This is a genomic window from Streptomyces sp. NPDC101234 (assembly GCF_044767525.1).
In the GTDB taxonomy this organism is placed as follows: domain Bacteria; phylum Actinomycetota; class Actinomycetes; order Streptomycetales; family Streptomycetaceae; genus Streptomyces; species Streptomyces sasae.
The window spans coordinates 142,912-167,837 of record NZ_JBIWOA010000024.1 but is presented as its reverse complement, the minus strand read 5'-3'; the positions used below and the strand labels follow the sequence as shown (position 1 = coordinate 167,837).

The 24,926-nt window shown below is 70.4% G+C and carries 18 protein-coding genes; 9 read left to right on the top strand and 9 right to left on the bottom strand.

Features of this window, described 5'->3' with window-relative positions:
* Positions 1-26: 26 nt before the first annotated feature.
* Positions 27-1,835, bottom strand: coding sequence for a site-2 protease family protein (locus ACIRR9_RS36315; protein ID WP_403760923.1), 1,809 nt, complete (start codon positions 1,833-1,835; stop codon positions 27-29).
* A gap of 139 nt (positions 1,836-1,974) precedes the next feature.
* Between ACIRR9_RS36315 and ACIRR9_RS36310 the strand changes: the two genes are divergently transcribed.
* On the top strand, positions 1,975-2,919 hold the full coding sequence (locus ACIRR9_RS36310; protein WP_403760920.1) for a RecB family exonuclease: 945 nt from the start codon (positions 1,975-1,977) through the stop codon (positions 2,917-2,919).
* 15 nt (positions 2,920-2,934) lie between these two features.
* Complete coding sequence (locus ACIRR9_RS36305) at positions 2,935-3,606, top strand: response regulator transcription factor (protein ID WP_030608351.1); 672 nt, start codon at positions 2,935-2,937, stop codon at positions 3,604-3,606.
* Positions 3,607-3,716: 110 nt separating this feature from the next.
* On the opposite strand, the gene ACIRR9_RS36300 is transcribed toward ACIRR9_RS36305, so the two are convergent.
* The 3 genes from ACIRR9_RS36300 to metH form a co-directional block, all read right to left on the bottom strand.
* Positions 3,717-5,321: an ABC transporter substrate-binding protein gene (locus ACIRR9_RS36300; RefSeq protein ID WP_403760916.1), complete on the bottom strand. Its 1,605-nt coding sequence runs from the start codon at positions 5,319-5,321 to the stop codon at positions 3,717-3,719.
* A 423-nt stretch (positions 5,322-5,744) separates the two neighbouring features.
* On the bottom strand, positions 5,745-6,446 hold the full coding sequence (locus ACIRR9_RS36295) for an HAD family hydrolase (protein WP_403760913.1): 702 nt from the start codon (positions 6,444-6,446) through the stop codon (positions 5,745-5,747).
* 127 nt (positions 6,447-6,573) lie between these two features.
* Entirely contained in the window at positions 6,574-10,089 is a 3,516-nt protein-coding gene (gene metH, locus ACIRR9_RS36290; protein ID WP_403760910.1) for a methionine synthase, read from the bottom strand.
* 405 nt (positions 10,090-10,494) lie between these two features.
* On the opposite strand from metH, the gene ACIRR9_RS36285 reads away from it, so the two are divergent.
* From ACIRR9_RS36285 to ACIRR9_RS36270, 4 genes are all read left to right on the top strand, one after another.
* Positions 10,495-11,259, top strand: coding sequence for an IclR family transcriptional regulator (locus ACIRR9_RS36285; protein ID WP_365346421.1), 765 nt, complete (start codon positions 10,495-10,497; stop codon positions 11,257-11,259).
* Between the two features lie 397 nt (positions 11,260-11,656).
* Positions 11,657-12,451: an MIP/aquaporin family protein gene (locus ACIRR9_RS36280; RefSeq protein ID WP_403760907.1), complete on the top strand. Its 795-nt coding sequence runs from the start codon at positions 11,657-11,659 to the stop codon at positions 12,449-12,451.
* A gap of 76 nt (positions 12,452-12,527) precedes the next feature.
* Positions 12,528-14,069, top strand: coding sequence for a glycerol kinase GlpK (gene glpK, locus ACIRR9_RS36275; protein ID WP_123978349.1), 1,542 nt, complete (start codon positions 12,528-12,530; stop codon positions 14,067-14,069).
* A 44-nt stretch (positions 14,070-14,113) separates the two neighbouring features.
* Positions 14,114-15,730: a glycerol-3-phosphate dehydrogenase/oxidase gene (locus tag ACIRR9_RS36270; protein ID WP_123978348.1), complete on the top strand. Its 1,617-nt coding sequence runs from the start codon at positions 14,114-14,116 to the stop codon at positions 15,728-15,730.
* 187 nt (positions 15,731-15,917) lie between these two features.
* On the opposite strand, the gene mtnK is transcribed toward ACIRR9_RS36270, so the two are convergent.
* From mtnK to ACIRR9_RS36250, 4 genes are all read right to left on the bottom strand, one after another.
* Entirely contained in the window at positions 15,918-17,081 is a 1,164-nt protein-coding gene (gene mtnK, locus ACIRR9_RS36265; protein WP_403760903.1) for an S-methyl-5-thioribose kinase, read from the bottom strand.
* Between the two features lie 14 nt (positions 17,082-17,095).
* On the bottom strand, positions 17,096-18,136 hold the full coding sequence (locus tag ACIRR9_RS36260; RefSeq protein WP_403760901.1) for an ABC transporter permease: 1,041 nt from the start codon (positions 18,134-18,136) through the stop codon (positions 17,096-17,098).
* A gap of 122 nt (positions 18,137-18,258) precedes the next feature.
* The gene (locus tag ACIRR9_RS36255; RefSeq protein WP_403760898.1) at positions 18,259-19,794 is read right to left on the bottom strand and encodes a sugar ABC transporter ATP-binding protein; all 1,536 of its coding nucleotides are present in this window, start codon (positions 19,792-19,794) and stop codon (positions 18,259-18,261) included.
* Complete coding sequence (locus ACIRR9_RS36250) at positions 19,781-20,881, bottom strand: substrate-binding domain-containing protein (RefSeq protein ID WP_403760896.1); 1,101 nt, start codon at positions 20,879-20,881, stop codon at positions 19,781-19,783. The genes ACIRR9_RS36255 and ACIRR9_RS36250 overlap by 14 nt, the downstream gene beginning before the upstream one ends.
* A 664-nt stretch (positions 20,882-21,545) precedes the next feature.
* On the opposite strand from ACIRR9_RS36250, the gene ACIRR9_RS36245 reads away from it, so the two are divergent.
* The 3 genes from ACIRR9_RS36245 to mtnB are packed head-to-tail and all read left to right on the top strand — an operon-like array spanning position 21,546 to position 23,475.
* A complete protein-coding gene (locus ACIRR9_RS36245; protein WP_403760893.1) occupies positions 21,546-22,145 on the top strand; it encodes a 1,2-dihydroxy-3-keto-5-methylthiopentene dioxygenase in 600 nt (199 codons plus the stop codon).
* Positions 22,142-22,870: an acireductone synthase gene (mtnC, locus tag ACIRR9_RS36240; protein ID WP_403760890.1), complete on the top strand. Its 729-nt coding sequence runs from the start codon at positions 22,142-22,144 to the stop codon at positions 22,868-22,870. The genes ACIRR9_RS36245 and mtnC overlap by 4 nt, the downstream gene beginning before the upstream one ends.
* Positions 22,867-23,475 carry a methylthioribulose 1-phosphate dehydratase gene (gene mtnB / locus ACIRR9_RS36235; RefSeq protein WP_403760887.1) on the top strand — a complete coding sequence of 203 codons (609 nt, stop codon included), beginning with the start codon at positions 22,867-22,869 and terminating at the stop codon, positions 23,473-23,475. Before mtnC ends, mtnB begins: the two co-directional genes overlap by 4 nt.
* A gap of 191 nt (positions 23,476-23,666) precedes the next feature.
* Here the strand turns inward: mtnB and mtnA are convergent, their stop codons facing one another.
* The gene (gene mtnA, locus ACIRR9_RS36230; protein WP_403760885.1) at positions 23,667-24,698 is read right to left on the bottom strand and encodes an S-methyl-5-thioribose-1-phosphate isomerase; all 1,032 of its coding nucleotides are present in this window, start codon (positions 24,696-24,698) and stop codon (positions 23,667-23,669) included.
* Between the last annotated feature and the right edge of the window lie 228 nt (positions 24,699-24,926).

The window sequence follows — 24,926 nt, the reverse complement described above, 5'->3', positions numbered from 1 at the left end:
GGGGCGCCGGTCGGGGTGGGCGGGGTTCAGCTGGGGCGGGCCATGGCCCTGACGAAGGCCCGTTCGACGTCCGCCGCGGACAGCACGCCGTAGATCTCGCCGGTCTCCTCCACCACCAGGTATTCGGTGGCCGGGGTGGCGCGCAGGACGTCCAGGAGGGCCTCTCCGGCCAGTTCCGCGGAGACGCGCATGCCGTCGGTGAGGTCCTGGGCGAGGCCGCTGACGGCGACCCAGGGGCGGCGGTGTTCGGGTACGCCGACGATGGCGGCCTCACGGACGAGGGAGAGGGGGGTGCCGTCGGCGTCGACGACGACGAGGGCGCGGGCGCCGGCGGCGTTGGCGCGGCGCAGGGCTTCGGAGAGGGGGGTGTCGGTCTCGACGGGGACGGCGCGGCGGGTGAGGGTACGGGCGCGGAGTTCCGGGAGGTGTTCGCGCAGGCGGGCCATGCGCAGGCTGTTGCCGGCGCCGGTCCAGATGATGGCGGCGAGGATGGCGGCGAGCAGGGCGTCGGTGACGGTGTCCATGCCGTTGATGTCCTCGCCGCCGCCCCCGAAGGCGCCCGACTGGTTGAGCAGTGGGAGGCCGACGAGGACGGAGATGGCGAGGGCGCGGCCGACCCAGGCGGCGGCGACGGTGCCGCTCATGGGTCTGCCGGTGATCTTCCAGACGACGGCGCGGAGCATGCGGCCGCCGTCGAGGGGGAGGCCGGGCAGGAGGTTGAAGGCGGCGACGATGAGGTTGGAGACCATGAGGCCGGCCAGCAGGACGCCGGGTACGGTGCCGGGCCGGACGGGTTGCATGGCGAGATAGAAGACGCCGGAGAGGATCAGGGAGAGCAGGGGGCCGACGAAGGCAAGGACGAACTCCCGTCCGGGGGTCTCGGCTTCCTTCTCGATCTCGGAGACACCGCCGAAGAACTGGAGCTGGATGCGGCGGACGGGGAGGTTGAAGCGGATCGCGGCGACGGTGTGGGCGAGTTCGTGGACCAGGACGGAGGCGTAGAAGGCGACGGCGAAGAAGAGGGAGACGAGGTAGCGGGCGGCGCCGAGTTCGGGCAGTACGCGGTCGAGCTGGCCGCCGAAGACCCAGGTGATGAGCGCGGCGACGAGGAACCAGCTGGGGGCGACGTACACGGGTACGCCGAAGGGCCGTCCCATGAGCAGTCCGCCGCCGGGCTCCTTGGGCCGCTGCGGCGGCCGTCCCTTGGCCGTCCCGGACTGTGCGTGGGCCCGTCCGTCGCCTTCCCGGGGGCTCTCGGCGGGTGAGTCCTTGCGCGCCTCGGGTACCGAGGCGGGACGCGGTCCGGACGCGGCTTCGGCATGGATGCCGGGGGCCGGGGTGACACCGGCGCCCGGCTGCCGCCGCGGCTCCTGCTCCGGGACGGGGCCGGTGGCCGGCTCCCGGTGCGCTTCGCCGTCCGGACGGGGACCGGCGGTCGGCTCCGGGCGGGACTCCGGGGCCTCAGTGGCCGCTTCCCGGTGGGCTACGTCGGCCGAACGTGTATCGGCGGTCGACTCCTGGTCCGGCCCAGGGACCGGCACGTGATCGGTGGTCGGTTCCTGGGGCGCGGGAGTGGCCGTGGGCGGCTCGGGGCCGGGCTCTGGAGCGGGGGCGGCGGTCGTCGGCTCCTGGGAGGCCTCGTGGGGCGCCGGGGGCGTGTCGGTGGCCGGTTCGGGTGCCGGGGCGTCGGCGGGTGACTGCCGGTCCGGGTCTTTGGCGCGGGCGTCGGTGGGGGCCGGGCCTGCGTCGTTGGTGGGGGCCGTAGGACCTGCGGGGTGCTCGGTCGGTTCGGCGTTGTCCGACCGGGGCTGCCCGCTGCCGCCGCTCACGTCCACGGTGTCCCCTCGTTAGAAGCGTCGTCTCTGGTCGATGGTATGCGGCCGTCGTGACGCGTTTCTCCCCGGCACCCCTTGTGTTGGTGCGGCTGTCGTGCGGGTTGGGTGACTGTCAGTGGCGGGCCGTATGGTCTGTGGCATGGACAGCAGCATCGAGGACGCCTCGCGGGCTCGGGGCGCGGACATCGTCGCGCAGGCACAGTCGCCGGTGGGGGCGGCGCAGGCGTCCGCGGCGGTGCCGCCCGCCTCGTTGTCGCCCTCGCGGGCCAGTGACTTCATGCAGTGTCCGTTGCTGTACCGGTTCCGGGTGATCGACCGGCTGCCGGAGAAGCCGAGCGAGGCGGCGACCAGAGGGACGTTGGTGCACGCGGTGCTTGAGCGGTTGTTCGACGCGCCCGCGGCGGAGCGGACGGTGCCGTGGGCCAGGTCGCTGGTTCCTGGGCAGTGGGACCGGCTGCGGGAGAGCAGGCCGGAGGTCGGTGAACTGTTCGCGGACGATCCCGAGGGCGAGCGGCTGGCGCGCTGGCTGGGTGAGGCGGAGCAGCTGGTGGAGCGCTGGTTCACGCTGGAGGATCCGTCCCGGCTGGAGCCGGTGGAGCGGGAGCTGTTCGTGGAGACCGAGCTGGAGTCGGGGCTGCGGCTGCGCGGGATCATCGACCGGGTGGATGTGGCGGCGACCGGTGAGGTGCGGATCGTCGACTACAAGACGGGCAAGGCGCCGAGGCCGGAGTACGCCGAGGGTGCGTTGTTCCAGATGAAGTTCTACGCGTTGGTGGTGTGGCGGCTGAAGAACGTGGTGCCGCGGCGGTTGCAGCTGGTGTATCTGGGCAGTGGTGATGTGCTGACGTACGACCCGGTCGTGGCCGATCTCCAGCGGGTCGAGCGCAAGTTGCTGGCGTTGTGGGAGGCGATCCGGGAGGCGACGGAGTCGGGTGAGTGGCGGCCGCGTCCGACGAAGCTGTGCGGCTGGTGCGACCATCAGGCGCACTGCCCGGAGTTCGGTGGTACTCCCCCGCCGTATCCGCTGCCGGTGAGGTCGGCCGGGTCCGAGGACCTGACGCAGGGCAGAATGGGCGCGGACTAGCGAAGGAGACTTACCGTGGCCATCCGCGTCCTACTGGTCGACGACCAGCCGCTGCTGCGAACCGGGTTCCGGATGATTCTGGAGGCCGAGCAGGACATCGCGGTCGTGGGCGAGGCCGGAGACGGTCTGCAGGCCCTCGACCAGGTGCGTGCGCTGCAGCCCGATGTCGTGCTGATGGACATCCGGATGCCGCGGATGGACGGTGTGGAGGCGACCCGGCAGATCACCGGGCCGGGCCGGGACGGTCCGGCGAAGGTGCTGGTGCTGACCACGTTCGATCTGGACGAGTACGTGGTGGAGGCGCTGCGCGCGGGGGCCAGTGGCTTCCTGCTGAAGGACGCCCCGGCGAACGAGCTGGTGCAGGCGATCCGGGTGGTGGCGAACGGCGAGGCGATGCTGGCGCCGAGCATCACGCGCCGGCTGCTGGACAAGTACGCCACGCATCTGCCGTCGGGCGAGGAGCCGGTGCCCGACACGCTGCACACGCTCACCGACCGCGAGGTGGAGGTGTTGAAGCTGGTGGCGCGGGGGTTGTCGAACGCGGAGATCGCCGCGGACCTGTTCGTCAGTGAGACCACCGTGAAGACGCATGTGGGGCATGTGCTGACGAAGCTGGGGTTGCGGGACCGGGTGCAGGCGGCGGTGTACGCGTACGAGAGCGGCCTGGTGCGCCCCGGCGCGCAGTAGGGGACGACACTGACGCAGCGGGAGACGCTACGACGCGAGATGCGAAGGGCGCCCCTCTCCGATCGGAGAGGGGCGCCCTTCGCGTCGTGTGCGTGCCGTGCGGCGGGGTGTCAGCTGCTGGAGCCGCGGCCGAGCTCCCACAGCTGGAGGCTGGCGGAGGAGTTGAGGGCGTAGGCGACGCCCGTGACGTCGTTGCGGGCGGCGACGTACTCCTTGCCCTGCCACAGCGGCAGCACCGGGACGTCCTCGGCGACGGTGTCCTGGATGGTGGTCAGGCTGCTGGTGGCGCTGGCCCGGTCGGCCTCGCGGCGGGACTCGGGGATCAGCGTCTTGATGATCTTGTTGTTGACGTAGGGCGACTTGAGGAAGTTGTCCTTGTCGAGGAACGGCGCGAGGAAGTTGTCGGCGTCGGGGAAGTCGGGGAACCAGCCCATGCCGTAGACGTCGTACGCGCCCTTGCGCTCGGCGGTCTGGTACGTCGACCAGGCGGTGCCCTGGATGCTGACGTCGAACAGGCCGCTGTCGTTGAGCTGCTTCTGGAGGACCTCGAACTCCTGCTTGGTGGCGGAGCCGTAGTGGTCGGTCGTGTAGTGCATGGTCAGCTTCACCGGGGTGGTGATGCCGGCCGCGGTCAGCAGGGTCCTGGCCTTGGGGACGCTGGGGTCGCCGTACTTGTTGAAGAAGGAGTTGGAGTGGCCGGTGATGGAGGCCGGGACCAGCGAGTACAGCGGTTCGGCCTGGGAGCCGTAGACCTTGGAGACGAGGGAGGCGCGGTCGATGATCTGAGCCATGGCCTCGCGGACGGCCTTGGACTTGACCGTGGGCGCGTTGGTGTTGAAGCCGAGGTAGCGGATCTCGAGACCGGCCATCTCGACGAGGTCGACGTTGGAGTCGGCGCCGGTGTCGAGCTTGTTGATCTGCGCGGGCGACATGGTGCGGGTCATGACGTCGATGTCGCCCTTGTCGATCGCCTTGCCCATGGCGTCGGCGTCGGCGTAGGAACGCAGGACGACCTGCTCGTTGTTGACCTTCACGGCACCCTTGTAGTCGGGGTTCTTGGTGAAGGTGGCGGAGACGATCGAGTCGTCCTTGACGTCGGCCTTGAAGGTGTAGGGGCCGGAGCCGTCGATGTCGAAGCCGTCGCGGAGCTTGTCCTTCTCGTAGTCGCTCGGGTTCACGATGCCCGCGACCGGGGTGGACAGCTTGTACGGGAAGGTGGCGTCGGCGCTCTTGAGGTGGAAGATGACCTCGCGGTCGCCCTGGGTCTCGATGGTGTCGATGTTCGAGAGGAGGGCGAAGACGCCGCTGTCCGACTTGATGCGCAGGGCGCGCTCGATGGAGTACTTGACGTCCTGGGCGGTGACGGCGTCACCGTTGGAGAACTTGAGGCCGTCGCGCAGCTTGCAGGCGTAGCGCTCGCTGAGGCTGTCGGTGAAGGAGCAGCTCTCGGCGGCGTCCGGGACCGGGTCGCCCTCGCCCTTGGGCTGGGACATGAGGGTCTGCACGGTCTGACGCAGGATGTTCCAGCCGCCGACGTCGTACGAGTAGGCGGGGTCGACCGGCGCCGGAGCGTCCTTCGTGGCGGTGAACTGGTCAGTGGTGCCTACGACGATCGCGCCGCTGCTGCTGCTCCCACTGCCGGATCCACCGCACGCGGCGAGCACCGGAGTGAGCAGGCCGACCACGGCCGGCAGCACCAAAGTCTTGCGGTTCATGCTCGAAGTTCTCCAGAGCTGTTCGTGTCCGTGTATCCCGCATACATGGGGTGTCGAAGCGGATCACGGGGGTTACGGCGATGTTCTCGCGACGAGATTAGTCGGCGCCTGCAGGAGGGTTCACAGGAGCGTGAGTTGAGATCCCATCACGCAGTGGAACCGGGCGTGGACAGTCCGAAAACCCGACAGCGGCAGGATTAGTGCAGCCTCTCCCCAATCGGGACACAAGGTCACCCCGAATCCCCCCGATCGGGGGTGGATGGCACACCTCGGCAACGTTGTCGACTCTCCTACACGTGGGGAACGTCACACACGTGAGGGGCGGGGCCACCCCCGCAATTCAGCCGGTTGAACAGTTGCGAATTCCGTTGCCCGATCTCCGCCGCGATTTCACCCAATGATCTTTGCACGCTGGGTGAACGGCTAGCGCATTTCCGTCATCAGTCCGCGCAGGAATGCCAGGTCGACCTCTTCCAGCGAGGTGACGACGGTGCGCCGCTCGGCGGGGGCGATGGGCGCGACGGACGGTACGGCGACCACCTGGCAGCCGGCGGCCTCGGCGGCGGCGACGCCGGTCGCGGTGTCCTCGACGACCGCGCATCTGGCCGGGTCCACGCCGAGGCCGGCGGCGGCGAGCAGATACGGGTCCGGGTGGGGCTTGGTGCGCGAGACCTCGTCGCCGGCGACGGACAGGCCGAAGTGGTGGGAGCCCAGCCGGGTCAGGACACGGTCGATGATGCGCCGGTGCGAGGCGGATACCAGGGCGGTGGGGATCTGCTGCTCGTAGAGCTCGGCGAGCAGCCGCTGCGCGCCCGGCATCAGCGGCAGGCCGCTGCCGATGCGGGCCTCGAAGCCGTCGTTGAGCAGGACGCTGACCTCGTCGAGCGTGATGGCCGCGCCGGTGGCCTCGATGAGGAACCCGGCGCTGCGGGTCATCGGGCCGCCGACCACGACATGGCGCCAGGACTCGTCGAGGGTGTGGCCGAGGCGGGCGAAGATCTCCACCTCGACGTCCCACCAGAAGCCCTCGGTGTCCACCAGGGTGCCGTCCATGTCGAGGAGCACCGCCTGGAGCGCCGACCCTTCGGCCGTCCGGGTTCCGAGCGCGGGGACCGTGCTGGTCATCCACGTACCTCCTTGAGGGACGATCAGGCCGGTTCCCATGCGGGGAACCGGCCTGCTGTGGACCGACCAGTGTACGACTTATCCGATCAGTGTGCCGTGTGGGACACGTCTCGGGTCGTGGCGGGGCTCAGCGTGCGTTGAAGTACTTCGCCTCCGGGTGGTGGATCACGATCGCGTCGGTGGACTGCTCGGGGTGGAGCTGGAACTCCTCGGAGAGGTGGACGCCGATCCGCTCGGGCCGGAGCAGGTCGGCGATCTTGGCGCGGTCCTCCAGGTCGGGGCAGGCGCCGTAGCCGAGGGAGAAGCGGGCGCCCCGGTACTTCAGGGCGAACATGTCCTCGACGTCGGCCGGGTCCTCGCCGGCGAAGCCCAGCTCGGAGCGCACGCGCGCGTGCCAGTACTCGGCGAGGGCCTCGGCGAGCTGGACGGACAGGCCGTGCAGTTCGAGGTAGTCGCGGTAGGCGTTGGCCTCGAAGAGCTTGGCGGTCTGCTCGCCGATGCGCGAGCCCACGGTGACGACCTGGAGGCCGACCACGTCCGTCTCCCCCGACTCCTCGGGGCGGAAGAAGTCGGCGAGGCACAGGCGGCGGCCGCGGCGCTGGCGGGGGAAGGTGAACCGGGTGCGTTCGTTGCCCTGTTCGTCCAGGATGATCAGGTCGTCGTCCTTGGAGACGCACGGGAAGTAGCCGTAGACCACGGCCGCTTCCAGCAGGTTCTCGGTCTGGAGCTGGTCGAGCAGGCCGCGGAGCCGGGGGCGGCCGTCGGTCTCGACGAGTTCCTCGTACGACGGTCCCTCGCCGGTGCGGGCCTGCTTGAGGCCCCACTGGCCCTTGAAGAGGGCGCCCTCGTCGAGCCAGCCGGCGTACTCCTTGAGCTGGATGCCCTTGATGACGCGGCTGTCCCAGAACGGCGGGGTGGGCACCGGGTTGTCGACGGCTACGTCGGAGCGGACATGGCCCTCCTCGGGCCGTTCCTCGACCTGGGTGGTGGCGGTCGGCCGCACCCGGCGCTGCTTCAGCTCCGGCAGGACGGCGCCGGGCAGCCCCCGCTTGACGCCGATGAGGGCGTCCATCAGGCGCAGGCCCTCGAAGGCGTCGCGGGCGTAGCGGACCTCGCCCTCGTAGAGCTCGTGCAGGTCCTGCTCGACATAGGCGCGGGTGAGGGCGGCGCCGCCGAGGATGACCGGGTAGGAGGCCGCGAGGCCGCGCTGGTTGAGCTCCTCCAGGTTCTCCTTCATGATCACCGTGGACTTGACCAGCAGGCCGGACATGCCGATGACGTCGGCCCGGTGCTCGTCGGCGGCCTCCAGGATCGCGGAGACGGGCTGCTTGATGCCCAGGTTGACGACGTTGTAGCCGTTGTTGGACAGGATGATGTCGACGAGGTTCTTGCCGATGTCGTGGACGTCGCCGCGGACGGTGGCGAGGACGATGGTGCCCTTGCCCTCGGCGTCGGACTTCTCCATGTGCGGTTCGAGGTGGGCGACGGCCGTCTTCATGACCTCGGCGGACTGCAGGACGAACGGCAGCTGCATCTGGCCGGAGCCGAACAGTTCACCGACGACCTTCATGCCGTCCAGGAGGGTCTCGTTGACGATGTCCAGGGCGGCGCGGGTGGTCAGCGCCTCGTCGAGGTCGGCCTCCAGGCCGTTCTTCTCGCCGTCGATGATGCGGCGCTTGAGGCGCTCCTCCAGCGGGAGGGCGGCCAGTTCCTCGGCCCTTCCGGCCTTGAGGGACTTCGCGGTGGCGCCCTCGAAGAGCTGCATGAGCTTCTGGAGGGGGTCGTAGCCCTCGGTGCGGCGGTCGTGGATGAGGTCGAGGGCGGTCTGCACCTCTTCCTCGCTGAAGCGGGCGATCGGCAGGATCTTGCTGGCGTGCACGATCGCCGAGTCCAGGCCGGCCTTGACGCATTCGTCGAGGAAGACGGAGTTCAGCAGGATGCGGGCGGCCGGGTTGAGGCCGAAGGAGATGTTGGACAGGCCGAGGGTGGTCTGGACGTCCGGGTGGCGGCGCTTGAGTTCGCGGATCGCCTCGATGGTGGCGATGCCGTCCTTACGGGACTCCTCCTGGCCGGTACAGATGGTGAAGGTCAGGGTGTCGATGAGGATGTCGGACTCGTGGATGCCCCAGTTCCCGGTCAGGTCGTCGATGAGCCGTTCGGCGATGGCGACCTTGTGCTCGGGGGTGCGGGCCTGGCCCTGTTCGTCGATGGTCAGCGCGATCAGCGCGGCGCCGTGCTCGCGCGCCAGCTTGGTGACCTTCGCGAAGCGGGACTCGGGGCCGTCGCCGTCCTCGTAGTTGACGGAGTTGATGACCGCGCGGCCGCCGAGCTTCTCCAGGCCGGCCTGGATGACGTCGACCTCGGTTGAGTCGAGGACGATCGGCAGGGTGGAGGCGGTGGCGAAGCGGCCGGCCAGTTCCTCCATGTCGGCGACGCCGTCCCGGCCGACGTAGTCCACACAGAGGTCGAGCATGTGGGCGCCCTCGCGGATCTGCTCGCGGGCCATCTCCACACAGTCGTCCCAGCGGGCGGCCAGCATGGCCTCGCGGAACTTCTTGGAACCGTTGGCGTTGGTGCGCTCGCCGATGGCCAGGTACGAGGTGTCCTGGCGGAACGGCACGGTCTGGTAGAGGGAGGCGGCGCCGGGCTCGGGGCGCGGGCTGCGCTCGGGCGGGGTGACGCCCCGGACCTTCTCGACGACCTGGCGCAGGTGCTCGGGGGTGGTGCCGCAGCAGCCGCCGATGAGGGAGAGGCCGTAGTCCCGGACGAAGTTGTCCTGGGCGTCGGCCAGGCCCTCGGGGCCGAGCGGGAAGTGGGCGCCGTCCTTGGTGAGGACCGGCAGACCGGCGTTCGGCATGCACAGCAGCGGGATGCGGGAGTGCCGGGTGAGGTAGCGCAGGTGCTCGCTCATCTCGGCGGGGCCGGTCGAGCAGTTCAGGCCGATCATGTCGATACCGAGCGGCTCCAGCGCGGTGAGCGCGGCGCCGATCTCGGAGCCGAGCAGCATGGTGCCGGTGGTCTCGAAGGCCATGGAGACCAGAAGGGGGACATCGACACCGAGGGCTTCCATGGCGCGGCGGGCGCCGAGGACGGAGGCCTTGGTCTGCAGGAGGTCCTGGGTGGTCTCGACGATCAGTGCGTCGGCGCCGCCGGTGAGCAGACCCTCGGCGTTCTGCTGGAAGCCGTCACGGATGGTGACGTACGGCACATGGCCGAGGGTGGGCAGCTTGGTGCCGGGGCCGATGGAGCCGAGCACCCAGCGCTGCCGGCCGTCGGCGGCGGTGTGCTCGTCGGCGACCTCGCGGGCGATGCGGGCGCCGGCCTCGGACAGTTCGTGGACGCGGTCGGCGATGTCGTACTCCGCCATGGCCGCGGTGTTGGCCCCGAAGGTGTTGGTCTCGACACAGTCGACGCCCACGGCGAAGTACGCCTCGTGGACGGAGCGGACGATGTCGGGGCGGGTGATGTTGAGGATCTCGTTGCAGCCCTCGAGGTTCTCGAAGTCCTCCAGGGTGGGGTCCTGCGCCTGCAGCATGGTGCCCATGGCTCCGTCGGCGACCACCACACGGGTGGCGAGTGCCTCTCGGAGCGCGGACACCCGGGTCCGGCTGTCGGTGGAAGGGGACGGCGGCGACGAGGCCATGAAGGGCTCCCTTGGATGCGACGGCTGTCGGCTATGCGGTCCCCCCGGGCGGGCCCGGACCGGGACGCACTGCGTCAGCCTAACCGGGTGTGGGCTTGGATGGGCAGGGCGTCCATGTGGCGGACGAGTGAGTCGGCTGGTGGCGGGCGGGTGAGCGGCCGGCGGGGGCGAGCGAGTCGGCTGGTGGGGGAGTATGTCGCCGGCTCTGGCTTCCTGGCCGCTCACCGGCCATGGTGCGGGGCGGACGAGTGTGGCCGGGTGACCAAGGCTGGGCCACGCGTGATGTAACAGGTGTCGACCGACCATTAGCGGAGAGTCGACATGGACCGGTAGTGTTCGACATTGCCGAACGGTGGATACGGCGGCCGTGACGGTGAGGGTCGTAGGGACGGAGGCAGAACGGCGATGGCACGGAACATCCAGTCGCTCGAACGGGCGGCCGCGATGCTGCGGCTGCTCGCGGGCGGCGAGCGACGGCTCGGCCTGTCCGACATCGCCTCGTCACTGGGTCTCGCCAAGGGCACCGCCCACGGCATATTGCGCACCCTCCAGCAGGAGGGCTTCGTCGAACAGGACGACGCCTCCGGGCGGTACCAGCTGGGCGCCGAGCTGCTCCGGCTCGGCACCACCTATCTGGACGTCCACGAGCTGCGGGCGCGGGCGCTGGTGTGGACGGACGACCTGGCCCGCTCCAGCGGGGAGAGTGTCTACCTGGGCGTTCTCCATCAACAGGGCGTACTGATCGTGCACCACGTCTTCCGGCCCGACGACAGCCGGCAGGTGCTGGAGATCGGGGCGATGCAACCCCTGCACTCCACGGCCCTGGGCAAGGTGCTGTCGGCCTACGACCCGGTGGCGCACAGCGAGGCCCTGGAGGCCGACCGCAAGCCCTTCACCGACCGCACGACCTGCGACCAGGACGCCTTCGAGCACATCCTCGACATCACACGCGCGCGCGGGTACGCGGCCGACGTGGAGGAGACCTGGGAGGGCGTGGCCTCCGTCGCGGCGCCCATCCACGACCGGCGCCGCATGCCGGTGGGCGCGGTGGGCATCACGGGTGCGGTGGAGCGGCTGTGCCGGGACGGGGAACTGCGGCCCGAGCTGATCGCCGCGGTGCGGGACTGCGCCCGCGCGGTGTCGCGGGACCTGGGCGCGGGACGGTTCTGACCCCTCGCCACTGATCGACGACCGAGGCCGGTTCGCATGTCGGCGAACCGGCCTCAGTCGTACCCTGAGATGGACAAAGCGGGACAAACTCGCAGTTCAGGACCCCAGGAGCGAGAGCGGCCCCCGAGCCCCGGCCCGGCCGGGTGCGACCCGGACAAAGATCGATATCCCACAGCAATCAATAACGATCGCACTTTCGATAACAGAACCCTTGACGCACGCGTAACGCCGGAGCAAGACTCCCGTCCATCGGTCGGCATTGTCGAACACCTACCGGCAATACGCGCTAGAGTGTGACAACGCCAAGGGCCGGCATCGCTCTCACCCCCGAGGGCAGCTCGAACTCCCGGAGGGACCCGGGGTTCGGTCCCCTGGACGAAGGACAAAGGAGTCGCGGGTGTCCAGCTCCGACATCTTCATCGGCGAGACCATCGGTACCGCCATACTCATCCTGCTCGGCGGTGGCGTCTGCGCCGCCGTTACGCTCAAGGCCTCCAAGGCCCGTAACGCCGGTTGGCTCGCCATCACCTTCGGGTGGGGTTTCGCCGTTCTGACGGCCGTCTACACCTCGGCGCCCCTCTCGGGCGCCCACCTGAACCCGGCCGTCTCCCTCGCACTCGCGATCAAGAACCACGACTACAGCACGCTCCCCGAGTACTGGGGCGGTCAGCTGCTCGGCGCCATGATCGGCGCCACCCTGGTCTGGGTGGCCTACTACGGCCAGTTCCACGCGCACCTCACCGACAAGGAGATCGTCGGCGGTCCGGGTGCGCAGGCCACGGCGGCCAAGGCCGTCGAGGCCGAGGAGAAGGGCGCCGGGCCGGTCCTGGGCATCTTCTCCACCGGTCCGGAGATCCGGAACGTGGTGCAGAACCTCGCCACGGAGATCATCGGCACCGTCGTGCTGGTGCTCGCCGTCCTCACCCAGGGCCTGAACGACAAGGGCAACGGCCTGGGCACCATCGGCGCGCTGATCACCTCGCTGGTGGTCGTCTCGATCGGTCTGTCGCTCGGCGGCCCGACGGGCTACGCGATCAACCCGGCCCGTGACCTCGGTCCGCGCATCGTGCACGCGCTCCTCCCCCTGCCCAACAAGGGCGGTTCCGACTGGAGCTACGCCTGGATCCCGGTGGTCGGCCCGCTGGTCGGCGCCGCGATCGCCGCAGGCATCTACAACGTCGCTTTCGCCTAGACAGCAACCTCCGCTGAAAAAGCCGACTCGCGCCGTACGTTCAGCCCCAACACCACGGAACTTCGAGGAGCACACAGTGACCGACGCCCACACCGCAGGTCCCTTCATCGCCGCGATCGACCAGGGCACCACCTCCAGCCGCTGCATCGTCTTCGACAAGGACGGCCGGATCGTCTCGGTCGACCAGAAGGAGCACGAGCAGATCTTCCCCAAGCCGGGCTGGGTCGAGCACAACGCCAACGAGATCTGGACCAACGTCCAGGAAGTCGTCGCCGGAGCCATCCAGAAGGCCGGCATCACCCGTGACGACATCAAGGCCATCGGTATCACCAACCAGCGCGAGACCACCGTGCTGTGGGACAAGAACACCGGCGAGCCCGTCCACAACGCGATCGTCTGGCAGGACACCCGCACCGACGCCCTCTGCAAGGAGCTCGGGCGCAACGTCGGCCAGGACCGCTTCCGCCGCGAGACCGGTCTCCCCCTCGCCTCCTACTTCGCCGGCCCCAAGGCCCGCTGGCTGCTCGACAACGTCGACGGCCTCAAGGAGCGCGCCGAGGCGGGCGACATCCTCTTCGGCACCATGGACACCTGGGTCATCTGGAACCTGACCGGCGGTGTCAACGGCGGCAAGCACGTCACCGACGTGACCAACGCCTCCCGCACCCTTCTCATGAACCTGCACACCACGCAGTGGGACGAGAAGATCGCCGAATCCATCGGCGTGCCGCTGCAGATCCTGCCCGAGATCCGCTCCTCCGCCGAGGTCTACGGCGAGGTCACCGGCGGCAAGCTGGGCGACCTGCTCGGCGGCATCCCGGTCGCCTCCGCGCTCGGCGACCAGCAGGCGGCCCTGTTCGGCCAGACCTGCTTCTCCGAGGGCGAGGTCAAGTCCACCTACGGCACCGGCACCTTCATGGTGATGAACACCGGTGACAAGATCATCAACTCCTACGCGGGCCTGCTGACCACGGTCGGCTACAAGATCGGCGACCAGCCGACCGTGTTCGCGCTGGAGGGCTCGATCGCCGTCACCGGCTCGCTGGTGCAGTGGATGCGCGACCAGATGGGCCTGATCTCCACCGCGGCCGAGATCGAGACGCTCGCGCTCTCGGTCGAGGACAACGGCGGCGCCTACTTCGTGCCGGCCTTCTCCGGCCTGTTCGCCCCGCACTGGCGCTCCGACGCCCGCGGTGTGATCGCCGGCCTGACCCGGTACGTCACCAAGGCGCACCTGGCCCGCGCCGTCCTGGAGGCCACCGCCTGGCAGACCCGTGAGATCGCGGACGCCATGGTGAAGGACTCCGGCGACGAGCTGGTGGCCCTCAAGGTCGACGGTGGCATGACCGCCAACAACCTGCTGATGCAGACCCTCGCCGACGTCCTCGACGCACCCGTGGTGCGCCCGATGGTCGCCGAGACCACCTGCCTCGGCGCCGCCTACGCCGCCGGCCTCGCCGTCGGCTTCTGGTCCAGCACCGACGAACTGCGCGCCAACTGGCGCCGGGCCGCGGAGTGGACCCCCCGCATGGACGCGGACGTCCGCGACCGTGAGTACAAGAACTGGCTCAAGGCCGTCGACCGGACCATGGGCTGGATCGACGACGACGAGAGCTGAGCCGAAGAGAGCTCACCAGCTCTGACGAGGAGTAAGAACCCGACATGACCAGTCAGTCCACCCTGCAGTCTGTGCCTGCCCTGGGGACGCACCCGGCCTCCGGCTCCAACCCGAGCCGGGCCGAGACCAGGGAGCAGCTCTCCAAGGCGTCGTACGACCTTCTCGTGATCGGCGGCGGCATCCTGGGCATCTCCACCGCCTGGCACGCCGCGCAGTCCGGGCTCAGGGTGGCACTGGTCGACGCCGGCGACTTCGCCGGCGCCACCTCCTCCGCCTCCTCCAAGCTCCTCCACGGCGGTCTGCGCTACCTGCAGACCGGCGCGGTGAAGCTGGTCGCGGAGAACCACTTCGAGCGCCGTGCGGTCTCCCGCCAGGTGGCCCCCCACCTGGCGAACCCGCTCACGTTCTACCTCCCCGTGTACAAGGGCGGTCCGCACGGCGCCGCGAAGCTCGGGGCCGGCGTGTTCGCCTACTCCGCGCTCTCCGCGTTCGGTGACGGAGTGGGGCACCTGCTGAGCCCGGCGAAGGCCGCGCAGGACGTGCCCGAGCTGCGCACCGAGAACCTCAAGGCCGTCGCGGTGTACGGCGACGACCAGATGAACGACGCCCGCATGGCGCTGATGACGGTCCGCGCGGCCGTCGAGGCGGGCGCGGTCGTCCTCAACCACGCCCAGGTCACCGGTCTGCGCTTCACCAAGGGCCGGGTCACCGGCGCCGACCTCAAGGACGCCGTCTCCGGCGAGGAGTTCGGCGTCAACGCCCGCCTGGTGCTCAACGCCACCGGCCCCTGGGTCGACCACCTGCGCAAGATGGAGGACCCGAACGCGGCCCCCTCCATCCGTCTCTCCAAGGGCGCGCACCTGGTGCTGAAGCGGACCGCGCCGTGGAAGGCCGCGCTCGCCACCCCCATCGACAAGTACCGGATCACCTTCGCCCTCCCGTGGGAGGACATGCTGCTGCTCGGCACCACCGACGAGGAGTACGAGGGCGACCCGGCGGATGTCGCCGTCACCGAGAAGGACATAGCCCAGATCCTGGACGAGGCCGCGTTCTCCGTCCGGGACCAGCAGCTCCAGCGCGACCTGATCACCTACGCCTTCGCCGGCCTGCGCGTGCTGCCGGGCGGCCCCGGCAGCACCGCCAAGGCCAAGCGGGAGACCGTGGTCACCGAGGGCCGGGGCGGCATGCTGTCCGTCGCGGGCGGGAAGTGGACCACCTTCCGGCACATCGGCCGTACCGTGATGCAGAAGCTGGAGGCGCTGCCGGGCCACCCGCTCGGCGACGACTTCGAGCCGATCGCCTCGCTGCCGAAGAAGCTCCCGCTGCCCGGTGTCGCCAACCCCCGTGCGGTCGCCCACCGCCTGCTGGTGGACAACCCGGCACCCGGCCCGCGGATGGCCGCCGACACCGCCAGGCACCTGGCCACCCACTACGGTTCGCTGGCCTTCGACATCGCCCGGATCGCCAACGAGCAGCCGGAGCTGGCCGAGCGCGTCCACCCGGACGCCCCGGAGATCTGGGCGCAGGTCGTCTGGGCCCGCGACCACGAGTGGGCCGAGACCGCGGACGACGTGCTGCGCCGCCGCACCACCCTGACCATCCGCGGCCTGGCCACGGACGACGTCAGGGCCAAGGTCCAGGACCTGCTCGACAAGAAGTAACCGATAGGCAGAACAAGCAGGCGGTTGCCGGGTCCTCCCTGACCGGCCCGGCAACCGCTGAAGACCCGGCCCCGCCGTACCGGGGGCGGGCACGGAAGAGGCGGCTCCCATCCCCTGGGCAGCCGCCTCTTCGCCTGTCCGTACGGGACGGCCGGTACCGCCTGTCCGTACGGGACGGCCGGTGCCGCTAGCCGGCCAGGTCCCGTACCGCGCCGGGCATGGTCAACTCGGCGCGGCGCACGATCAGTTCGCGCCCGAGCAGCAGGGCCCGCCGGGACGCCGGGACCGGGTCGGGCAGGGTGGTGAGGTCCGTGAGGTGGGCGAAGCCGATGATCCGGCGGACGATCTCCGTGCCGGCGAAGCCCAGCGACTGCGTCCAGACCCGTCGCAGGAAGCGGTCCAGGTAGGCGTCGTCGAAGAAGGTGTCCACGCGGGTCGGCCACAGGCGGCGGAACTCCCGCTCGAACGCCTCCCAGGAGAGGGCGAGTTGGAGGGGATGGTCGGTGACGGCGCCCAGGGCCCGGGCCCGCTCCTGCGACACCAGGGCGTTGGCCCAGTACAGGCCGAGGTCGAAGCCGATGGGCCCGACGAAGGAGAACTCGGGGTCGAAGACCCGGACGACGGGGGTGTTTTCGCGCTCGCCGACCATGATGCTGCCGGTGTGCAGATCACCATGGAGCAGGGCCTGGGCGCCGGTCATGAAGGTGTGCCGGAGGTCGGCGACCTCGGTGCGCAGCCGGGTGTCGGCGCGGAACTCGGCGGCGAGATCACCGAGTTCGGGGAGCCAGTGGTTGTGCTCGTGCTCGATGTAGGGCTCGGAGAGGACGACGTCCTCGGTGATCCGGCAGAGCTCCGGGTTGACGGAGGCGGCGATCAGGGCCTTGCGGTCGGCCGAGTCCATGCCGAAGTCGCTGGTGGCGAAGGAGAGCTGGGCGACGAGTTCGCCGATGCGGCGGGAGGTGTGCGGGCCGTAGGGGGTGCCCTCGTTGAGGGCGGTGCGCAGGACCGCCAGGTCGGAGAGGTCCTCCATGACCAGGGCGTGGTTCTCGGGGTCGTAGCCGTGGATCGCGGGGACGGTGTCGGGGGCGACCCTGGCGAGCTGCTGGTAGGCGCGGGCCTCGACGTCCGAGCGGTCCGGGCTGAGCGGCCAGGACGGGCCGGCCACCCGCACCCAGGGCAGCGCCTGCTTGAGGGCGAGGCTGCGGGTGCCGGCGCCGTTCGAGGCGAGGAAGACGCGGTTGACGTTGCCGTCGGAGACCTCGCGGACGTCGATGTCGTCGAGGTCGTCCCAGTGGCCGCGCTCGCGCAGGTAGGCCGGGACGTCGGCGGTCTCCAGGATGCGGTAGCCCATGGTCTCGAACTTCCTTATGCGGTGCGGCGCTTGGACAGGGTGAAACTGAAGACCAGGGCGAGGATGAGGACGGCGCCCTCGACCACGTCCTGGGTGTAGTACGGCAGGCCCTTGATGGTCAGGCCCGTGGTGATGATGCCGATCAGGACCGCGCCGAGGGCGGTGCCCCACACGTTCGGGCGGCCCTTGCCGAGGACCGAGGTGCCGACGAGGGCGACCGCCACCGCCTCCAGCAGCTGGGAGGTGCCGGCCGAGACGTCGCCCTGGCCGATCCGGGAGGCGAGGATCAGTCCGCCGACCGAGGCGAGGACGCCGGACAGGACGTAGGCGAGGGCGCGGTAGGCGCCGACGCGGATGCCGGCGAGGCGGGCCGCCTCGGGGTTGGCGCCGATGGCCTGGAGGACCCGGCCCCAGCGGGTGCGGGCCAGGAACACCCAGGCGGCGACGGTGAGCGCGGCGAAGATCAGCACGGAGATCGGGATGCCGAGGACGGTGCCGCGGTCGATGCGCAGGAAGCCCGCGGTGAACCTGCCGGGGGCGGTGGTGCCGTCGGCCTCGGTCATGCCGGGGGTGACGGACTGGCCGTCGACCAGGATGAGTTTGCCGCCCTGGACGACGAACATGGTGCCCAGGGTGGCCAGCATGTCGGGGATCTTCAGTACGACGATGAGCAGCGCGTTGAGCAGGCCGGCGAGGGCGCCCGCGGCGAGGACGGCGAGGATCGCGACGGTGCCGACCTGGTTGTGGATCACCATCGTCTGGGCGGCGACGGAGACGCCGAGTCCGGCGACCGCGCCGACCGACATGTCCATCCCGCCGACGGCCATCGCGAGGGTGACACCGAGGCCGAGGATGGCGGCGACGGAGACATAGCGGAGGGTGTCCAGGAGGGTCGCCGACTCGCGGAACGAGCCCTCGGTGAGGGCGAAGTACGCGAACAGCGCGACCGTGACGAAGATGAACCCGTACTTGATGACGGCGTTCTGCACACGTACGGCGGTGACGGGCGGGGCCGGTGCGGTGACCGGTGCCTCGGTGCTCTGGGTGGTGGTCATGGCTGCTGCTTCCTTCGGCGGCCGGTGTCGGAGGGCCGACCGGCCGCGGGGACCGGACGGACGCGGTGGGACCGACGCGGTGGGACCGACGCGGTGGGACGGACGCGGTGGGACGGACACGGCTAGACGGACACGGCGATGGTCTCGATCACGCGGTCGCGCTCCGCGTCCTCGCCGTACGCGTCGAGGTGGATCTCGCCGGCGGCGAGGACGACGACCCGGTCGGCGACCTCCAGTACCTCGTCGACGTCGGCGGACAGGACGAGCACGGCTGCGCCCTCGGCGGCCAGGGCGCGGGCGCGGCGGCCGATGTCCCGGCGGGCGCCGATGTCCACGCCCCGGAACGGTTCGTCCAGGATGAGGACGCGCGGGGTCTCGGCGAGCCAGCGGCCGACGACGACCTTCTGCTGGTTGCCGCCGGAGAGTTCCTCCACGGTGCTGTGTTCGTCGCGGGTCACGATCCCGAGGGCGTCGACGGCGTCCCGGCCGAGGGCGTCCTCGCGGGAGCGGCTCACCAGGCCGGCCCGGGAGAGGGACCTGAGGAACGGCAGGGAGATGTTCTGGGCCAGGGACCAGCCGGGGACGAGGGCGTCGGCGTGCCGGTCCTCGGGGACCAGATGGACGCCGGCCCGGATGGCGTCGGCGGGGCGGCGGGGCGCATAGGCCCTGCCGTCCAGTTCGACGGTGCCGGTGCGGAAGGGTTCGGCGCCGAACAGGCCGCGGGCCAGTTCGGTCTTGCCCGCGCCCAGCAGGCCCACGACACCGGTGACCTCGCCGGCCCGCAGGTCGAGGTCGAGCGGGGCGCGGCCCTCGAAGAGCCGGACGCCGTGCAGGGAGAGGACGACGTCGCCGTGCTCCCCTTCCCTGGCCGGGCGGGCCGTGCGGGCCTCGTGGGCCTGGGCGAGCATGGCGCGCAGGGCGGCGTCCCAGTCGAAGGGCCTGGCCTGGTCCTCGGTGAGACGGCCGTCCCGCAGGACGACCAGCCGGTCGGCGAGGGCGTCGATCTCGCCGAGGCGGTGGGAGACATAGAGCACGGCGATGCCGTCGTCGCGCATCTTCTCGACGAGGGCGAAGAGGCGTTCGGCCTCGGCGGCCGACAGGGCCGAGGTCGGTTCGTCGAGGACCAGGAGCCGCGGGCGGGTGGCCAGGGCGCGGGCCAGGATAAGCAACTGCCGGTCGGAGATACCGAGTTCGGTGACGTCCCGGCGGAGGACCGCATCGCTCCAGTGCAGGCCGAGACCGGCCTGGATCTCCCGGGCGCGGGCCAGGGTGCGGGCGCCGCTCAGGAACGGGTTGCCGCGCTGCTGGGCCAGTTCCTCGAAGACCAGGTTCTCGGCGACCGTGAGGCCGGGGACGATGCCCTCGCCGATCCGCTGGTGCACCGTCTGGATGCCCAACTGGCGTGCGGCGAGCGGGGACTGGAGGGACGCGGGCTCCCCCGCGACGCGTATCGCGCCGCCGTGGCCCGCGTGCACGCCGGACAGGATCTTGATGAGGGTGGACTTTCCGGCGCCGTTCGCGCCGAGCAGCGCGACCACGCTGCCCGGGGCGATGTCGAGGGAGACGGACGCGAGGACCGTCCGGCCGCCGAAGGCCATGCTGACGTCGGTCAGCGAGACCGCGGGCACCTCGTCAGGAGTGTTCTCAGTGGGCGACATCGGTGATCCAGTCCGCGGTGCTGACCTTGGAGAGGTTCAGCGCGGGCAGGGCGGTGCGCAGCTGGTCCATGTTCTCGACCTTGTTCTTGAGCAGGAAGTCGCGGGTGATGGCGACGGCCGGGAACTCGACGGAGGACGCGTTCAGTTGACCGGCCAGCTCCAGCGCGGTCGTGCGGACCACGGCGGCGCCGACGGCCGACGGGTCGGTGCCGGCGGTGGCGACCCATGGGCTGTCGGTGGCGGTCATGTTCTGGATGTCGGCGTTGGAGACGTCCGCGCCGAAGATCTTCACCTTGCCCTGGAGCTTCTTGTTCTGGACGGCGAGGACGGTGCCCTTGGCGAGTTCGTCGTAGGGGGCGAAGACCCCGGTCACGTCGGAGTGCTGGGTGAGCGCGGCGGAGACCAGGGGAACGTTGTCGGTGGCGGTGGAGTCGGTGACCTTGCCCACCTTGAACTCCTGGGTCCAGCCGACGGCGGTGAGCGCCTTCTTCCAGACGGAGTCGCGCTTGTCGAGGGCGGCGTAACCGGCCACGTTGACGTAGCCGACCTTGGCGTTCCTGCCGACGGTCTTGGCCATCACGTCGAGTACGGCCTGGGCCATGCCGGCGTCGTCCTGCTCGGTGCTGACGACCGCCTTGTTGGTCTGGTCGACGTCGTAGACGACGACCTTGATGCCCTTCTTCACGGCCTGGTCGATCTCCGGCTGGATGGTGGCCGGAAAGCCGTGGTCGATGATGATCGCCTGCGCACCGGAGTTGATGGCGGAGGACAGGTCGGTGGCCTGCTTGGCGTTGTCGGCCTGGGCGTCGTACACGGTGAGGTCGATACCGATGGCCTTGGCCTGGGCCTTGGCGCCGTTGCCCCACTGCTCGAAGTAGTCGCCGGCGCCGCTCTGCCGGACCAGGGCGACCTTCACCGTGCCCTTGTCGAAGGGGGCCGGCTTCTTGCCGGTGGCGGCGGAGGCCGAGGCGGCGGTGTCGCCGGTGTTCTTCGAGGCGTCCGTGGACTGCGAGCAGCCGGCGAGGAGCAGGGCGGAGACGGAGGCCAGCGACAGCGCGGCGAGGGGCAGGCGGATGCTGCGGGACATGAGGGTGCTCCAGGGTGCGCGGAAGTACGCCGCCGCGCGGTCGCGCGGAAGGAGGGCGTACGGAAGGAAGGCGTACGGGAGAAGAAGGAGAAGCCGGAGGCAGGGCGGAAACCCGGAGCAGGCAGGGGGAGTTGCGCCGTCCCACCCGGTACGGCGGCAAGGGCGGCGTACGGCGGGTGGGTGTGGGGGAGCCCGGTCGGGCTCGGGCGTGCGGGTGCTCCGGGAGGGGTCAGCGACAGCTGGCCGTGGTCGACCGGAACAGGTCCACGTACAGCCGCCGCACGAGCAGCAGCGTCTTCATACGCAGATCATGAGAACGGTTTCAGCCACCCGTCAAATGTTCTGGAAGCGTTTTCTCGACATGTGGGACAACGACTACGTCACACCTGGTTGCGGGCCCGCCTGCGGTTACCATCACGGGACCGGCACCCGACCCGGCACACAGTGAGGCCCTGATGACGACAGCACGCGCGACTGCGCCGAGCATGCCCCGCATGCGCTGCTGTCCGGGCGCGTTGTGTCGCGGCTGTCGTTCCTGTCGCGGCTGACCGACGACCGTTTCGCCGCACGGCCTCCCGCTTCTCGCTCCTTCCTCCCTCCCTTTTTCTCTGTCCGCTGCCGTCTCGGTATCCGGACATCCCTTCCACTCCCCTGGAGTTGTTCCATGACGCTGCTGACGACCTGGCCCGAGTCCGGACCCGAGACCGTCGTGCGCCGTACCTCGGACCCCGCCGAGATCGCCGAGGCGCTCGCGCCGCTGGGTGTGCGGTACGAGCAGTGGCCGGTCCGGGAGGACGTCCCGTCCGACGCCGACAGCGACACGGTGTTCGCCGCCTACGGCGCCGAGATCGACAAGCTCAACGCCGAGGAGGGCTTCACCACGGTCGACGTCCTCGGCCTGCACCCTGGCGACGACCCCGAGTACCCGGTGAAGGCGAAGGCCGCGCGCGAGAAGTTCCTGCAGGAGCACACGCACGACGACGATGACGAGGTCCGCTTCTTCGTCTCCGGCTCCGGCATCTTCTATCTGCACGTGAACGGTGAGGTCCACGCCGTCTACTGCGAGAAGGGCGACCTGCTGGGCGTGCCGCGCGGCACCACGCACTGGTTCGACATGGGCACCGCGCCGTCCTTCACCGCGATCCGCTTCTTCCACGAGGAGGACGGCTGGATCGGCAACTTCACCGGCTCCCCCATCTCCGCCCGCTTCCCGGACTACGACACGATCGCCGCCGGCTACGCGGCCGACCGGGCCACTCCGTGAGCCTGCGGGACCTCCGGTTCTCCGTGGACGCCGTGGTGCTCGACATCGAGGGCACCACGAGCGCCACGGGGTTCGTGGTGGATGTGCTGTATCCGTACTCGCGTTCACGGTTCGGAGCGCTGCTCTCGGAGCGGAGCGATGATCCGGAGGTGGCGCGGGCGGTGGCCGCGGTGCGGGAGCTGACGGGCGATCCGGAGGCCGACGCGACGGCCGTCGAGAAAACCCTCAATGCCTGGCTGGACGCGGACCGCAAGGCCACGCCCCTGAAGACCCTTCAGGGCATCATCTGGGCCGAGGGTTTCGCCCGGGGCGACCTCGTCTCGCACTTCTACGACGACGTCGTCCCGGCCCTGCGCGCCTGGCACACGGCCGGACTGCGCCTGTACGTGTACTCGTCCGGCTCGGTGGCGGCCCAGCGCGCCTGGTTCTCCTCGACCCCGGAGGGCGATCTGCTGCCGCTCGTCTCGGGGCTGTACGACACGGAGAACGCCGGGCCGAAGCAGGAGGCGGAGTCGTACCGCCGTATCGCCGGGTCGTCCGGGCTCGACCCGGACCGGCTCCTGTTCCTCTCCGACCGGCCCGGTGAGCTGGACGCGGCCCGGGCGGCCGGGTGGCACGCCGTGGGGATCCGGCGGGCCGGGGAGCCGTACTACGAGCAGGGCGTGGGCGACCACGCGGAGGCGGGGACGTTCGACCAGATCACCGTTTCGAGGAGGCCCGTATGACCGCCGACACCATCGAACTCGCCCTGGAGGGGGCGGGGGCGGCGCTCGCCGCCGAGTCCGCCCGCTTCGCCGCCTTCGGGTGGATGCGAGGCACCTCCGGCAACCTGTCGGTGGTGATGTCCCGCGACCCGCTGCGGCTCGCGGTCACCGCCAGCGGACACGACAAGGGTGAACTGACGCCCGCGGACGTGGTGCTGATCGACGGCCGGGGGGCCGCGGTGCTGGGCGGCAGGCCGTCCGCGGAGGCCGCGCTGCACGCGCGCGTGGCCGCGCTGACGGGGGCCGGGGCGGTGGTGCACGTCCATACGGTCGCGTCCGTGGCGATGGGGCACCGCAGCCCCGACGGCATCGTCTTCAGGGACCTGGAGATGCTCAAGGGCATCGGCCAGCCCGCCCACGACGTCGAGGTGACCCTGCCGGTCATCGCCAACAGCCAGGACATGACGGAGCTCGGCGACCGGCTGGAGGCCGCGTACAACCCGCAGATACCGGCGGTGGTGGTGGCCGGACACGGGCTGTACGTGTGGGGCGCGACACCGCGGCAGGCCCGCCATCACACCGAAGTGGTGGAGTGGCTGCTGGAGTTGGAGCTGTCGGGAAGATAGCCGACCGGTGCGGCGTCGAGGGTTCGGTGGGACTGCACCGGGCCCTCGTCGTCATGCCTGGGCGCGGAACGTCGTCGGAGTTCATTCCGCCGCAACGGCGTTCAACCGCGACGGCGTTCCGCCACGACGACGTTCCGCCACGACGGCGAGGGTCCGGCGGCATCGCGCCGCCCCTCAGCCGTCTGCCTGAGCTACTTCAGCCGCTCCCCCGGCAGTTCGCCCGCCGAGACCTCCAGCACGCCTCGTTCCGTCACCAGGCCCGTGATCAGGCGGCCCGGGGTGACGTCGAACGCCGGGTTGTGGCCGCGTGACTGCGGCGGAGCCGTGCGGACGCCGGCCCACTCCAGCACCTCGGTCTCCGCGCGGAGTTCGATGTGGATGCCGGCTCCCGTGGGCGTCGACAGGTCGACCGTGGTGGTCGGGGCCGCCACCAGGAACGGTATGCCGGCGTCCGCGCAGGCGAGGGCGATGCCCACGGTGCCGACCTTGTTGGCGGTGTCGCCGTTCGCCGCTATCCGGTCCGCGCCGACGATCGCCGCGTCTACCTCGCCGCGCAGGATCGTGCCGGCCGCCGCCCCGTCGGCCTGGACGTAGTGCGGTATGCCCTCCTGCACCAACTCCCAGGCGGTGAGCCGGGATCCCTGGAGCAGCGGGCGCGTCTCGTCGGCGTACACGACCTCCACGCGGCCCCTGGCGTGCAGTTCGCGGATGACGCCGAGGGCCGTGCCCCAGCCGGCCGTGGCCAGCGCGCCGGTGTTGCAGTGCGTGAGAATGCGCAGCGGGCGGTCCACCCCGGCCTTCTTCAGGAGCCAGTCCGCGCCGTGCGCGCCCATCGCGCGGTTCGCCTCGACGTCCTCCCGCTGCACCGCCGCGGCCTCCGCGAGGACCGCGTCGAGACCCTCCTCGAAGCGGGTCATGACCCGGTCCACACACACCATCAGGTTGACGGCGGTGGGGCGCGCCTCGCGGACCCGGGCGACGGCCGCCCGGGTCTTGGCCTCGGTCCAGCCCTCCCGCTCGCCCTGGAGCAGTGCGAGTGCGACGCCGTATCCGCCGGCCGCGCCGATCGCGGGTGCGCCGCGCACCACGAGCCGCTGGATCGCTTCGACCAGAGTGTCCACATCGTGGACGTCGAGCGTCTCGGTACGCTGCGGCAGCAGGGTCTGGTCAATGAGCGCGAGGCTGGATCCCGTCCACTCGACGGCGCTCAGTTCCTGGGACATACGGGACACTCCTGATGGTCCGAAGGTGTCCGACACCGTACATGACCTCGAAGAACCACAGTTCGAGACGGTGTGTCGGGCGGCCGGAAACGGGTGTTACAGTCCAGCACCACCTGCATCCCACAGGCCGATCCACCTGTCCCACGGGCCGATCCGCCGGTTTCGCAGGCCGACAGCCGCATCCCACAGGCCGAGACGACGAAGGAGGAAGCCGTGCAGCTCACCAAA

Bases quoted from the DNA above. Each gene is read 5' to 3' on its own strand.
- ACIRR9_RS36270 (WP_123978348.1), top strand. From the start codon at position 14,114: ATGACCAGTCAGTCCACCCTGCAGTCTGTGCCTGCCCTGGGGACGCAC.
- ACIRR9_RS36245 (WP_403760893.1), top strand. From the start codon at position 21,546: ATGACGCTGCTGACGACCTGGCCCGAGTCCGGACCCGAGACCGTCGTG.
- metH (WP_403760910.1), bottom strand. From the start codon at position 10,089: ATGGCCTCGTCGCCGCCGTCCCCTTCCACCGACAGCCGGACCCGGGTG.
- mtnK (WP_403760903.1), bottom strand. From the start codon at position 17,081: ATGGGCTACCGCATCCTGGAGACCGCCGACGTCCCGGCCTACCTGCGC.
- mtnB (WP_403760887.1), top strand. From the start codon at position 22,867: ATGACCGCCGACACCATCGAACTCGCCCTGGAGGGGGCGGGGGCGGCG.
- ACIRR9_RS36260 (WP_403760901.1), bottom strand. From the start codon at position 18,136: ATGACCACCACCCAGAGCACCGAGGCACCGGTCACCGCACCGGCCCCG.
- ACIRR9_RS36295 (WP_403760913.1), bottom strand. From the start codon at position 6,446: ATGACCAGCACGGTCCCCGCGCTCGGAACCCGGACGGCCGAAGGGTCG.
- ACIRR9_RS36255 (WP_403760898.1), bottom strand. From the start codon at position 19,794: ATGTCGCCCACTGAGAACACTCCTGACGAGGTGCCCGCGGTCTCGCTG.
- mtnA (WP_403760885.1), bottom strand. From the start codon at position 24,698: ATGTCCCAGGAACTGAGCGCCGTCGAGTGGACGGGATCCAGCCTCGCG.
- ACIRR9_RS36300 (WP_403760916.1), bottom strand. From the start codon at position 5,321: ATGAACCGCAAGACTTTGGTGCTGCCGGCCGTGGTCGGCCTGCTCACT.
- ACIRR9_RS36285 (WP_365346421.1), top strand. From the start codon at position 10,495: ATGGCACGGAACATCCAGTCGCTCGAACGGGCGGCCGCGATGCTGCGG.
- ACIRR9_RS36250 (WP_403760896.1), bottom strand. From the start codon at position 20,881: ATGTCCCGCAGCATCCGCCTGCCCCTCGCCGCGCTGTCGCTGGCCTCC.
- ACIRR9_RS36310 (WP_403760920.1), top strand. From the start codon at position 1,975: ATGGACAGCAGCATCGAGGACGCCTCGCGGGCTCGGGGCGCGGACATC.